This window comes from Microbacterium sp. M3 (assembly GCF_033548675.1).
Taxonomy (GTDB): domain Bacteria; phylum Actinomycetota; class Actinomycetes; order Actinomycetales; family Microbacteriaceae; genus Microbacterium; species Microbacterium arthrosphaerae.
Window position 1 is genome coordinate 144,739 of record NZ_JAWTZT010000004.1, and the last position, 13,022, is coordinate 157,760.

Here is a 13,022-nt window from a genome sequence, read left to right on the forward strand (position 1 = left end):
CGGGTTCTCCTCGTCGGATGCGGTGCTCCCGACGCTACGCGCGGGCGGGTAACAGCCGTGCCACGGGACCGCCTCGCCCGAGCCACAATCAGCGGGGGCAGCTCACCCGGGTCGGTGGGGCGCGGCGCTCAGCGCGGGCAGCGCTCGGCCGCACGGCGGGCGACGGTGGCGGGCCACGAGGCCGTGAGCCCGGCGGCGAGCGCGGCCAGGAGCACGTCGCGCGGGCTCCACGCGACGGGGGCCGAACCGGGGGCGCCGACGGTGTGCGCGAGCGCCACGCCGAGAAGCGTGGCGCCGCCGATGAGCACGATGGTCAGGCGGGATTCGAAGCAGCGAGCGGTGCTGAGGCGCAGCGCCGCGACGATGCCGGCGGCGCCGAGCGCGGCCGAGGCCATCGCCGCGGGCTCCTGGCCGGGATCGCCCGCCGCGGCGCTCATGAGGTGGAGCACCGAGACGACGAGGAGGATCGCCGTCGCGGTACCGGCGAGCAGGCGGTGCCGGGCGGGGACGTGCAGGCGGGCGGGGAGGCGTGCCATGGCGGGCTCCGGGGGACGGTGCGCCGTCGTGGGGCGACGGGCGTCGGGAGGGTGGGTCGTGACCCGCGCGCCGCGCGGGCCAAGAGCTCAGTGCGCTGCCGCCGTGGCGGGCGAGCGGTCGCGGCTCCGCGCCGTGGTGCGGACGAGGTCGCGCAGGAAGAGCAGGGCGATGGCGGCGGCGGGGAGCCCGATGGCCAGCATCCGGATGCGCGGGTCGGCGAGGGCGATGAACACCCACCCCACCGCCGGCACCCAGCCGACCACGCGCGGCTGGACCGAGTCGGCGAGCGTGAAGGTCCAGGGGTCGATGCCCGCGTTCGCGTCGCCCTGGGTGCGGAACACCATCGCGTCGCCGCCGTTCGGGTGGGGCTCGATCGACACGATCCGGTGGGTGACGAGCTCGGTGACGCCCGAATCGGCGGGAGGGAGGTAGGTGATGACGTCGCCGGGACGCAGCTCCGAGACCGGCACCTGCTCCTCGAAGACGAGCGCGCCGCGCTCGAAGGTGCCCGACATCGAGCCGCCCGTGATCACGTAGCGGTCGAGGCCGAGCAGCCCCGGCACGAACATGAGCGCCGCGATGATGGTGGCGGCGACGGCGATCGCGGTGATCGCGCCCTTGCCGACTCGCTGGAACGTTGTCGCGGCGCTCATGTCGTGTCCCCCTCCCCAGCTCAGGTCACTGGTTGGTCGTCGTGGCGGCGGTCTGCGTGGAGTTCCACGTGTAGGTCGCGGTGGCGCTCTTGCCCTGCTCCTCGTTGCCGGCGGTCGAGGCGAGCGCGACGCTGAACGTGTACTCGCGCGCCTCGCCCGCGGCGAAGGTGCCGAGGCTGAAGGGTCCGCCCGCGGTGAGCGCGCCGAGGGTGCCGGTCCAGACGGTGGCGCCGCCCGTGCTGATGGTGAGGGTGAGCTTGTCCTTGTCGGCGAAGCCGTTGACGGCGTTCTCGGACAGCGTGAAGGCGGCGGCGAGCGTGCCGGAGTTCTTGATCGTGACCTTGCCGTTGACGACGTCGCCGGGCTTGAGGTTGCCCAGGTTGAAGATCGCGTTGTTCGCCTTCGAGTTCTCCTGCAGCAGCGTGCCGGTGCTGTAGGCGTTGCCGGTGTTGACCGAGTTCGCCACGAAGTCGGCGCCCGAGCCCACCGTGATCGCTGCGGCGACCAGCAGGCCCGCGAGCGGGACGATGATGCGCATGCGCGAACGGGCGGGCGCGGCGGCCGGAAGAGCGGTGGTGTTCATCGTGCGGGTTCCTGTTCTGGGTGGTCCTTCGTCGTGATGAACACGCTATGAAGGCGCCGGCAACAGCTTTCCCACAGCGCCGCCACGCCGGGGCCAGATCTGCGCCACAGCCGCCGCGCTCGGGCAACGGGACGATGACGGATGCCGCGTCCGCGCCCGTGAGCGAGCGCCGGCGAACCCTAAGAGGCCGGTCGCGCGGTCGATCCGCGGGGGAGGAGGGCCGGCAGCAGGAGCACGCGCTGCACCGGTCGCCGCGCGCCTTCGGTCAGTCGCGCCACCATCGTCTCGACGGCGAGCCGGCCGACCTGCTGCTTCGGAGGACGGAGGGCCGTGATCGCCGGCTCGGCGCTCTCGGCCACCTCGTCGTCGTACGCCACGATCGCCAGGTCGTCGGGCACGGTCCATCCGTGGTCGTGCGCGTACTGCTGCAGCAGCACGGCCTGCGGGTCGTTGTGGATGAGGAGCGCCGTCGTTCCGGTGGTGCGACAGCGGCCGAGGACGTCGCCGATGAGCTCCTCCCGCGACACCCCGTCCATCGCGTCGAGCGTCGCGTCGACGTCGACGGGGCACTCCAGTCCGAGCTCGGCGACCGCGCGGTTCCATCCCCGCCGCAGCTGCCAGGAGGTCGGAGATCCGGCGGAGGTGAGGATCCCCACCCGGCGGTGGCCGAGCGAGGCCAGGTGATCGGCGGCGAGCGAGCCGCCGAACACGTGGTCGGTGGTGACCCACTCCAGGCGCGTGAGCGCCAGCGCCGAGGCCGCGCGCCGCTCGGCGAGCACGACGGGGATCGGGAGGGCCTCGAGCCAGTGCAGCAGCGCCCGCCCGTCGGCCTCGAGGGTCTCGGGCGCCACGATGAGGCCGTGGAGGCTGCCGGCGTCGACGAGCGAGGCGATCTGACGCCGCTGGTCGTCGACCGAGTAGCTCGCACCGCGGAGCACGAGCTGCACTCCCAGGTCGGTCGCCGCCGCCCGCGCGCCGATGATGACGTGCGGCCAGTAGTAGCTGAGGGAGGGGACCACCATGCCCACGCGGAAGCGGATCGGCGCACGCCCCGCCGCACCCGGCACGGTGGTGTCGAGCCGGCTGCGCAGCGTGGCTCCGCCGTGCACCCGGGTCACGAGCCCGCGGTCGGCGAGCTGACCGATGTCGCGGCGCACGGTGAGCTCCGAGACGCCGAGCTGCCGGGCGAGCTCGGTCACGCGGACGGCGCCCGTGCGGCGGAGCTCGTCGAGGATGTGCTCGCGTCGCGAGAGCCCGAAGGCGCGCGGGTCGGAAGGCTGATCCATGATCGGCTCAGCGTACATCGTGTTCGAGTGCGTTCAACACTGATCGAATCTGTTCGCTTTGCTTCCGGCATCCGTCCTCCGCGCAGGAAGATCTCGGTGCGGGCACGCGGTCGTGCCCTCTCGTGCGTCGACGCCCACCCGCTTCGCGCGCACGGCAGCCCACGGGAACGGAGACTGCGATGTCGCAGGCATGGATGCCTCGTCCGAAGGACGAACGGAAACCGCGACGCACGCGCGCGACGCTCGCCGCGATGGTGACCGCCGCCGTGATCGCAGCGCCGCTCGCGGTTCCGCCGGCCGCGCAGGCGGCGGTGACCGATCCGGTCGTCGTGACCGTGAACGGCGCGGACGTCGCGGCGGCCGCGCAGAACCGCAACGGTCTCACGTTCAAGGGCTTCGGCGTGCTCACCGCCAACTCGACGAGCGCGCTCCTGCTCGACTACAAGGCGCAGCATCCCGAGAAGTACTGGGAGCTCATCGAGACGCTCTTCGGCGGCGACCACCCCATCATGAACACCGTCAAGATCGAGATGGGCAACGACCGCAACACCTCCACGGGCCCCAACCCCGCCACGATGCGCTCGCGCGACGAGTACCCCAATGTGCTGCGCGAGCCCGGGTTCCAGCTCGCCGCCGACGCGCAGCACGTCGCCCACGGCGACGTGCACGTCAGCATCCTGCGGTGGAACCGCCCGGCGTGGGTGCAGAACGACGCCGACCAGTACATCTGGTTCAAGAACACCGTGCTCGCCGCGTACCGCGAGTTCGGCATCATGGTCGACTCGATCAACCCCGATTCGAACGAGACCACCAACCCGAACATCCCGCTGTACAAGAGCTTCTCGGGCTGGCTGCGCAACGACACCAAGGGATACGAGGGGGCGAGCGCCGCCGACCCGAACAACGGGTTCGTCTCGCTGGAGGAGGGCGACCTCTACCGGGCGATCGACACCGTCGCCGCCGACACCGTCGGCACGCCACCGGTCAGCTTCGGCAACGCGATGACCTCGGCGACCGACCCGTCGCTGCGCGACGCGGTGGACGTCGTGGGCTTCCACTACTCCAGCGCCGACGACAGCGCCGGGAACATGAAGAAGATCGCCGAGCAGCTCGACCTCGAGGTATGGAACTCCGAGGGCCAGTCGACCTTCTCTAGCTCGGCCGACCGTCCCAACAACAACGCCTCCGACGAGCAGGGCGGCTTCGGCACGCAGTTCGGCGGCACGAACAGCGCCCTCGAGATGGGCAACTGGGTCACCACCGGCTTCTCCGCGTCCCGGCGCACGCTCAACATCTTCCAGCCCGTGATCGGGTCGTTCTACGACGGGTTCCAGTACTCCTCCAAGGAGCTCGTGAACGCGCGCGAGCCGTGGTCGGGGTGGCTGTACTACGACGGCGGGCTGTCGGTCATCGAGCAGTTCACGCAGTTCGCGAAGCTCGGATGGGAGAACGACGACAACACCGCGGGCATCTGGCGCGCCATCCCGCAGGCCTCCAAGAGCGAGCTCGGCACCGGCAATCCTCCGGGCGGCGCGCGGGCCGGCGGCGCGTCGTACACGACGCTCGCCGCACCGGACGCGTCGGACTTCTCGACGGTCGTCATCAACGACTCGAAGTTCACCAAGACGTACCGCATCGTCCCGAACGGCCTGAGCCTGGGCAGCGACCAGACCGCCGAGCTGTGGGAGACCCGCGCCGCCGATGACGGAGAGGCGTACGACGCCAACTACCTGCGGCCGATCGGCGAGGTGGCGCCCTCCGCCGACGGCTCGTACACGGTGACGATCAAGCCGTTCTCGGCGCTCACCTTCACCACGCTCGACCACGCGACGACCGGCGCGGACGGCACCGTCGCGGCCCGGGACGGCTACGGCAGCTCGCTGCCGACGACGCCTGAGTACACCGACGCCGACGGTGGTCGCGACGTGCTCGACACCGACGAGAGCGGGTACGTCAACGGCGTGACCGACGACGCGGTGCTGTACGCCGACGACTTCGACTACGCCGAGCAGGGAACCATCAAGGGCTACGACCCCGAGACCCGTCAGCTCGTCGACACCGGCGAGACGTTCCTCGAGAGCCGCGGCGGCCGGGACCGGCCCGCGGGCACGCCGGCGCTGCAGAGCGAGGACTACGGGGTCACGCCGCGCTACACCAACGACACCAACGGCGCATTCGAGTCGGTGGCGACGGCGGATGCCGCGCACGACCGCGTGCTGCGTCAGCAGGTCGGCCCCGGCATGGCCGGCGGCGCCTGGAACGCCGGCGACCCGAAGACGACCATCGGCGACGCCCGCTGGGCGAACTACACCGTCTCGGCGGACGTGCTGTTCGAGGCGACGGGCGCGCAGTACGCCACCCTCGGCGCGCGCGAGCAGGGTGGCACCGCGAACGGCCAGAACGTCTCGGCCGCCGAGCTGCGGGTAGACCCGGCGGGGGCCTGGACGTTCATGCGCTTCGGCACGACGCTCTCCAGCGGCAGCCTCGCCGCCACCCCGGCGGCGGGCTTCCGGGCCGGTGCGGGCGCGTGGAACAACCTCGCCGTGAAGGTGGCCGGCAACGTCTACACGGCGTACGTCAACGGCGTCGAGATCGCGTCGTACACGGATGCCGCGCCCCAGGCCGCTGGACGCATCCAGCTCGGATCGAGCTTCAACTTCGTGCAGTTCGACAACCTCAAGGTCGAGACGGTGCCGGGCTACACGCCGTACTACGACTCGATCATCGACGGCATGCACCAGACGAGCTGGGCCGACACGTCGGTGCCGGTGCTGGAGTTCGACGCCGCCTGGAGCCACGTCAACGGCCAGGGCATGTTCGAGTGGCAGCGCACCGCGTCCAAGAGCACGGCCAAGGGCGCCACGATGACGTACACGTTCACCGGCACGGGGCTCGACATCATCGGCACCAACCCGGGCACGGCGACGCTCGACGTGATCGTCGACGGCGTGCAGATCGCCGCGGCGGCGCCGACGTTCAGCGCCGGCAGCGAGCGCACCACCTTCGTGCTGCGCGGCCTGGCGGACGGCGAGCACACGGTCGCCCTCCGCACCGCCAACGACGCCTCGATCAACGTCGACGCGGTCGGCGTGATCACCGCCACCGCCGACGCGGCCCAGGCCGACACGGCGGCGCTCACCGCCGCGCTGGCCGCCGTCGGTGAGCTCGACGAGGCAGACTACAGCGCCGAGACGTGGGCGGTCTTCGCCGCCGTCCTCGGTGACGCGCGCGCCGCCGTCGACGACCCGCAGCAGTTCGGTCTCGACACCGAGGGCGCGGTCGCGCTCGCCGCCCGCCTCACGGCGGCGGCCGACGGGCTCGTGCCCAAGGATGTCAGCGCCGACGTCCTCGACCTCGGGGTTCTGTCGATCCCGTCGAACGACCGCACGCTGCCGGCCGAGCTGACCCTGGCCGGCACCGAGGCGAAGGTCACGTGGAGCCTGTCGTCGATCGCGAGCGCGAAGAGCGTCGCCGACCTCGGCTCGTTCGCCCCGACCGGCCGCTCGACCGAGAAGCTGCCGTCGGGGGTGTACCAGCGCTTCAGCGCGACCGTGCTGGTGACGCCGGCGGATCTCGAGTACTTCATCGACTCGGGTGCTGCCGGCCCGGCGGAGGGCTCGGTCTACGCCGGGGTCGCGGCATCCTTCCCCGACCTGCTCAACGACACCGCCGACCAGAAGTGGGACGGGGTCGCCGCCGGCGAGACCTGGGGCTACTCCACCGCAGCCACCGCCGCGGCCGCGGGCACGCCGCGGGACTGGGGCTCGTCGTACGTGGGCGTCGACTACAACAAGCCGGTCACATACCACCTCACCCTGCCGGCCGGCTCGTACAACATCGTCGCCGTGCAGGCGCCGCGTGCGGGTCTCACGACGAACGTCTACTCCAAGGTGAGGGCCGCGGGGGCCGAGACGACCAAGACGGCCGTGTCGAACGGCGCCGCGACTCCGGTGGCACAGACGCTGACGCTCGACGCGGACGCCGTCATCGACGTGGAGTTCGGCACCACCGGCACCAGCGGCTACAACGCGCGCCTCGCACTGGTCTACGTGCAGTCGCTGCCGCGCGACCTCGGTGTCGTGAGCGCGCTCGGCGCCGACGACGAGCTGCCCGAGACGGTGATCGTCGCCGGCACCGAGCGGGCCGTGGAGTGGGATGCCGCATCCGCCGCGCAGCCGCGCAGCGAGTACGCGAAGCTCACGGTCACGGGCCGGCTGACCGACACCGACCAGGCCGTCGTCGCCGGCTTCGAGATCGTGCCGCCGGCGCTGGTGTACTACATCGATGCGGGCACCGGCGGTGTCGCGTCGCCGCAGTACACCGCCGTCGCCGGGGCGGTCACGCTCCGCAACGACAAGGTCGACCAGGTCTCGGCTGCCGCCGACCAGTGGGGCTACGTCGCCGACGGCATGAAGACCAAGGGCACGACCGACATCAACGACAAGTACTCGACGGGCCTGTACCAGGACACGACGCGGCTGATCTACCGTCTGCCGCTGGATGCCGGCACCTACACGCTCACCGGCGGCTTCACCGAGTGGTGGAACCTCAGCCGCACGATGAACCACACCGTGTCGGTCGCGGGCACCGAGCTCGCCAAGGGCAACATCCCGCTGTCGGGCACGAACACGCCCCTCGCCGCCGGGCTCACCTTCACGCTGTCCGCGCCGGCGACCGTCGACTACGTCGTGACAAACGAGGGCGCCGGCGGCGAGCGGCCGGTGATCTCGTGGCTCGCCGTGGCCGACCAGACGCTGCCGGGCGCGCCGCAGAACGTCACCGCGACGCTCGCGGGCGACACCTCGGTGAAGGTCTCGTGGGATGCCGCGGCCCTCGCCGGTCCGGGATTCACGGGGTACCGCGTGTACGAGGCCGGCGGAGCCGAGCCGGTCTGCGAGACCAGTGAGACCACGTGCACGGTGAAGGACCTCGAACTCGGCTCGACGCACGCCTACGAGGTCGCCGGGGTCAACCGCATCGGCGAGGGCGCACGGTCGGCGGCGACGGCATCCGTCACCCTCCCCGAGGTCGCCTCGGACGACGGCGCGAAGTCGGCGCCGGCCAAGGGGGTGCTCTCGTCGAACGACGGATGGGACACCGGGCTGAAGGACGGCACGTTCCAGCTGACGATGAACCTGTGGTGGGGTGAGAACGGGTCGCTGTTCAAGCTGTACCGCGACGGCGAGCTCGTCGCCAAGGTGCCGCTGACGATGATGTCGCCCGGCGCGCAGCGCGCCGTCGTCGACATCGAGGGGCTGCCGAACGGCACGTACGTGTTCACCGGCGAGCTGCTGAACTCGAAGGGCACGACGGCCACCCAGCCGCTCACCGTCAAGGTGACCGACGCGTCGCCCGGCAAGCCCGTGCTGTCGGCGCCGAACAAGGACGGCGACGGCACCTACACCGTGACAGCCAACCTCTGGTGGGGCACCAACGCCACGTCGTACCGGTTCCTCGAGAACGGTGCCGAGATCGGCGCGGGTCAGCTGACCGCGAAGACCCCCGAGGCGCAACGCGCGACGCTGGCCGTCGAGGGCAAGGCGGCGGGCACCTACACCTACACGGTGGAGTTCACGAACGCCGCCGGCACGACGGTGAGCGCGCCGGTGAAGGTGACCGTGTCGAAGTAGCGGAATGACGGATGCCTCGACCCGCGCTTCGGCGCCGGGTGGAGGCATCCGTCCCCGCGCTCTCCTCCCCGGACGATGACCGCTCCCACAGGTCAACCGGGCTTCCGCAGGGCTGATCCGGGGTCGGATCACCTGCGGAAGCCCGGTTGACCTGTTGGCGGGGTTCCGCGGAGGAACCGGCCGTCGGTGCCTCGACCCGGGCTTCGGCGCCGGGTCGAGGCATCCGTTCCTCTGGTGCCCGTTCTCGACGAAGAAGGCTTCCACAGGTAAACCGGGCTTCTACAGGGCTGATTCGAGTGAAGATCTCCTGTGGAAGCCCGGTTCACCTGTTGGCGGGTTCCGCCGGCCCGGCCACCGTCATCCGGTTTCGGAGCCTGGACGCGGCAACGCCCCGGACCGACGGCTGTCGCCGGGTCCGGGGCGTGTCTGGGTGCGCGGTCGTCGCGACGACCGACCCCGTGGCGGTCAGACCGCGCGGATGCGCGTGGCCTGCGGGCCCTTCGGGCCGCTCTCGACGTCGAACTCGACGCGCTGCGCCTCTTCGAGCGAGCGGTAGCCGCTGCCCTCGATGGCGCTGAAGTGGGCGAACACGTCGGGCGTGCCGTCCTCGGGAGCGATGAAGCCGAAGCCCTTCTCAGCGTTGAACCATTTCACGGTGCCGAAAGCCATGGGTTTTCTCTTTCTGGTTGCGGCGCCGTTCCACGGCGCGCGGGGGACGCGGCGGCGGCGCCGACGCGACGGGTGGGGTTCGATGACCTGTGCGGGCGCTCGGCGGCGTCGCATGGAAAGCGCGGCCTGGGCTGACGCGAGCGTGGCGTATTCGCCGACGGGGCGGGAACGGTCATCGAAAAGGGTGAAGCGGGCGGCGTCGGCAGTGACGTAGCCGAGGAACTCGCCGTCGCGCGACGCAGAGTACACGTCATGGTCGGCCTGAAGCCAGAGCGGTGCGCGGAGGGCGGTGGTATGAGGCGATGTCGAGATGGTCGAGTCGATTCGTGAAGCAATCAGCCCGAGGCACGAGAACGCGAGACGCTGCAGATTGAGCGGAGAAGAACCCCGAGCCTACCGCACCCCGCCGTCGCGAAGGTGGGAGTGTCTCTCGGCCCGTTCCCAGTGGCCCGCGTCACCCTGGAGCGATGGGCGCCTCGATCGAGAGGTTCGCACGATCCTCCGACACCGATTCCTCGCGGGCGGCGGGACGGATGCCGGTGCCCACTGCCCTGCGTGACCGCGACCGCGCCCTGACCGCTGAGGCGGCGGCCCCCCGGCGCCTGGCGTGGGCGGCGACCTTCGTCGGCCTCTTCGCCGGCGTCGCAAGCGTGCTCGGCTCGTGGGTGCCGTCGCTCTGGGGAGACGAGGCTGCGAGCGTGCTCTCGGCGCTGCGGCCCGGCGGAAGCCTGCTCACGATGCTGACGCACGTGGACGCCGTCCACGGTGCGTACTACCTCGGACTCCACGCGTGGGTGCAGGTGTTCGGCGCGAGCCCGTTCTCGGTGCGCCTGCCCTCGGCGGTGGCCGCGGGCGTGTGCGCCGCGGCGGTGACGTGGTTGTGCGGACGATTCGGGTCGCTGGGCTTCGCCGTGCTCGCCGGCGCCCTCACCGCGATCCTGCCGCGCATCACCTATGCCGGAGAGGAAGCGCGCAGCTACGCCTTCGCCGCGGCGATCGCCGCGGTGCTGTGGGTCGTCGTCGCCGAGATCCTCTCGAGGGGCGCTCCCACGCGACGGGGGTGGGCCCTGTACGCCGGCGTGCTCGCCGTGGGCATCTACGTCTTCCTCTACCTCGCGCTGCTGACGCTCGCGGTGGGCCTCGTGCTGGCGGTGGGGGCGCGGCAGCGGCGTCACCTCTGGCATTGGCTCGCCGCCTCGGCGGCCGCGATCGCCGTCGCGAGTTCCGTCATCCTCCTCGCGGTCAGCCAGCGACGGCAGATCGCCTTCCTCGAGCACCGCGACGTCGTCACGCCGCACGCGGTGCTCGTGCGGATGTGGTTCATGGGCCTGCCGCTGGCCGTCCTCGCGTGGGCGCTCATCGCGGTGGCCGTGGCCGGATGGATCCACGGGCTCATCCGCGCGCGTCGCCGCGGTCACACACCGGGACTCGACCTCGAGCTCGTCGCGCTGGCGTGGCTCGTCGTCCCGACCGGTCTGCTGTTGGCGGCCAGCCCCTTCGCCGCCGGCTACACGCCGCGCTACGGCACGTTCGCAGCGCCGGCCGCCGCGATCCTCGTCGCTCTCGGGCTGCGGCGGCTCGCCGGCATCCGTCTCCCGTCCGAGGTGCCGCGCGTCGCGCTCGCCGCGGCCGTCCTTGCGGCTCTCGTCATCAGCGCGCTGCCCGTGTGGGCGGCGCAGCGCACGCCGTGGGCGAAGAACCGGTCGGACTGGAACGACATCGCCGCGACCATCCAGGAGCGGGCCGAGACCGGCGATGCGATCGTGTTCGACGACGCGGTGCGCCCGTCGCGGCGTCCGCGGCTCGCGCTCGACACCGATCCCGGCTCGTTCGCCGGCCTCGCCGACGTCACGCTCGAGACCTCGTACGCCGACAGCATCAGCTGGCACTCGCAGGTCTACTCGGTGTCGGAGGCGGCCGCCCTCGGGCGGTTCCGTGAGGTCGATCGCGTGTGGGTGGTCGAATACGCGCGCGACGGGACGATCGATTCGGATGCCGTCGCCCACCTGGAAGCGCTGGGCTATCGCCGCGTCGCGCGCATCACCCTGCACAGCAGCGTGGTGCTGCTCTTCACTCGCTGAACAGGCGCTCGAGCACCTGCCGCGCGAACTCGGCCTGACCCGGCGGCTTGTTCGTGATCATGATGAGTCCCTTCCACAGGGCCCAGCCACGCCCGCGCGCCCAGGTCGCGTCGTCGACGGCGTGGTCCCGGTGGAACTGCGCGCGCGCCACCGCGTCGGGGGAGGTCCAGCGGAAGACGGTGTCGCAGGCGGGGTCGCCCGCCCCCGAGCAGCCGAAGTCGATCACGGCGGCCAGCCGGCCGTCGCGGACGAGCAGGTTGTTGAGCGACACGTCGCCGTGGAACCATCGCGGCGAGCCGGTGAAGGGCGCCGCGAGCGCGTCGCGCCAGATTCCGGCGGCGAGGTCGCGCTCGCGGCCGTGCACCCGCAGCAGCAGGTCGCTCATCTCGTCGTCCCAGTGCTCGAGGGGCCCGCCGCGGAAGGCGCTGTGGGGACCGGGGCCCGGGGCATCCGTGGGGTCCGCCTCGCCGAGCTCCGCGAGGAAGGCGGCCAGGTCGGCGGCGAACCCGCCCGCATCATCGACGGGGGCGACGGATGCCGGCGCCCCGGGCAGCCAGCCGTACACCGACCACGGCGCGGGGAACAGGGGGCTCGGCTCGCCGACGCCTTCGACCGTCGGGATCGGCAGCCGCACCGCCGGCGCCAGCCGGGGCAGCCAGGCCTGCTCCTTGCGCACCTGCGGCACGTACTCGGCGGCGCTCGGCAGCCGGACGCTCAGATCGTCGCCGAGGCGGAAGACGCGGTGGTCGTTGCCGCCATTGCGAACGGGCCGCAGCGGGAGGTCGCGCCACCGTGGGAACTGCGCAGCGACGAGCTGCCGCGCGAGCGTCACGTCGATGCGGGCGGGGCCGGGGTGGGCGGCGTCGGTCACGCCCGAAGCGTACGCGCCGGGTCGGCGGATCCGCTCCCGACATGCGCGGCGTCCGTGGGCGAGGCCCTCTCGCGCCGGAGGCCACCGCGACGGGGCCCGCGGACCGCCCGCATGGTCGCACCATGCTCCCCGCCGGTCAACCCCGCACCGGTCCGCGCGCCGGTCGCCGTACGGTCCGACCATGACAGCACGCGAAGAAGAGCAGAACACGCAGGGTGTCGCCGACCAGAACGCGGAGGCCGACACCGCCTCGGGTGGCGCTCCGGAGCCGCCTGACACGACCGACAGTGACGGGACGCCCTTCGAGAACCCGTCGGGAGGCTGACATGTCGAGATATGCCGTGTGGATCATCGCCGCGGCCCTGACCGGCGTCGCGTTCGTGATCGGGGCGAAGGTCGGCGCCGCCCGTTACCGCGAGCTCGGCCGCGTCGCCAAGGACGTCTGGAACGACCCGGGCGTCCAGAAGGTGCGCGTCGCCGCCTACCGCAAGATCGAGAAGGCCGCCGACCGCGCCGCGAAGAAGATGTGACCAGCGCTGCGCCCGCGCCCGCGTCGCCGACCCCCGGCGGCGCGGGCGCCGCCACGCTCGGGGGCCACTGCTCAGCCCGGGAGAAGCATAGAAGCGGTGCTCTGCGCAACCCCCGTGAAAGCGGGGCGCGGGCGTACCTACCATCGCCGCATGATCGCCACCGGCGCAGGATGGCGTGCCCG

General features: G+C 71.9%; 10 protein-coding genes. 4 read left to right on the forward strand and 6 right to left on the reverse strand.

The window, feature by feature from the left end; all coding sequences use genetic code 11:
* Positions 1-128: 128 nt before the first annotated feature.
* From R8Z57_RS12965 to R8Z57_RS12980, 4 genes are all read right to left on the reverse strand, one after another.
* Positions 129-536: a hypothetical protein gene (locus tag R8Z57_RS12965; RefSeq protein ID WP_318354205.1), complete on the reverse strand. Its 408-nt coding sequence runs from the start codon at positions 534-536 to the stop codon at positions 129-131.
* An 87-nt stretch (positions 537-623) separates the two neighbouring features.
* The gene (locus tag R8Z57_RS12970; RefSeq protein WP_318354206.1) at positions 624-1,190 is read right to left on the reverse strand and encodes a signal peptidase I; all 567 of its coding nucleotides are present in this window, start codon (positions 1,188-1,190) and stop codon (positions 624-626) included.
* Between the two features lie 25 nt (positions 1,191-1,215).
* Positions 1,216-1,773, reverse strand: coding sequence for a TasA family protein (locus R8Z57_RS12975; RefSeq protein ID WP_318354207.1), 558 nt, complete (start codon positions 1,771-1,773; stop codon positions 1,216-1,218).
* 179 nt (positions 1,774-1,952) lie between these two features.
* Positions 1,953-3,059 carry a substrate-binding domain-containing protein gene (locus R8Z57_RS12980; RefSeq protein WP_318354208.1) on the reverse strand — a complete coding sequence of 369 codons (1,107 nt, stop codon included), beginning with the start codon at positions 3,057-3,059 and terminating at the stop codon, positions 1,953-1,955.
* A 251-nt stretch (positions 3,060-3,310) separates the two neighbouring features.
* Here R8Z57_RS12980 and R8Z57_RS12985 point away from each other — a divergent pair, with 251 nt between their 5' ends.
* Positions 3,311-8,689 carry a chitinase N-terminal domain-containing protein gene (locus R8Z57_RS12985; RefSeq protein WP_318354209.1) on the forward strand — a complete coding sequence of 1,793 codons (5,379 nt, stop codon included), beginning with the start codon at positions 3,311-3,313 and terminating at the stop codon, positions 8,687-8,689.
* A gap of 465 nt (positions 8,690-9,154) precedes the next feature.
* On the opposite strand, the gene R8Z57_RS12990 is transcribed toward R8Z57_RS12985, so the two are convergent.
* Positions 9,155-9,358 (reverse strand): cold-shock protein, encoded by a 204-nt coding sequence (locus R8Z57_RS12990; protein ID WP_318354493.1) that lies wholly within the window; start codon positions 9,356-9,358, stop codon positions 9,155-9,157.
* 539 nt (positions 9,359-9,897) lie between these two features.
* Here R8Z57_RS12990 and R8Z57_RS12995 point away from each other — a divergent pair.
* A complete protein-coding gene (locus R8Z57_RS12995) occupies positions 9,898-11,439 on the forward strand; it encodes a hypothetical protein (RefSeq protein ID WP_318354210.1) in 1,542 nt (513 codons plus the stop codon).
* Here R8Z57_RS12995 and R8Z57_RS13000 read toward each other — a convergent pair.
* On the reverse strand, positions 11,429-12,310 hold the full coding sequence (locus R8Z57_RS13000) for an aminoglycoside phosphotransferase family protein (protein ID WP_318354211.1): 882 nt from the start codon (positions 12,308-12,310) through the stop codon (positions 11,429-11,431). The genes R8Z57_RS12995 and R8Z57_RS13000 overlap by 11 nt on opposite strands.
* 181 nt (positions 12,311-12,491) lie before the next feature.
* Between R8Z57_RS13000 and R8Z57_RS13005 the strand changes: the two genes are divergently transcribed.
* Both R8Z57_RS13005 and R8Z57_RS13010 read left to right on the forward strand, forming a co-directional pair.
* A complete protein-coding gene (locus R8Z57_RS13005) occupies positions 12,492-12,635 on the forward strand; it encodes a hypothetical protein (RefSeq protein WP_318354212.1) in 144 nt (47 codons plus the stop codon).
* Between the two features lies 1 nt (position 12,636).
* Complete coding sequence (locus R8Z57_RS13010) at positions 12,637-12,840, forward strand: hypothetical protein (protein ID WP_318354213.1); 204 nt, start codon at positions 12,637-12,639, stop codon at positions 12,838-12,840.
* The last annotated feature ends 182 nt before the right edge of the window (positions 12,841-13,022 follow it).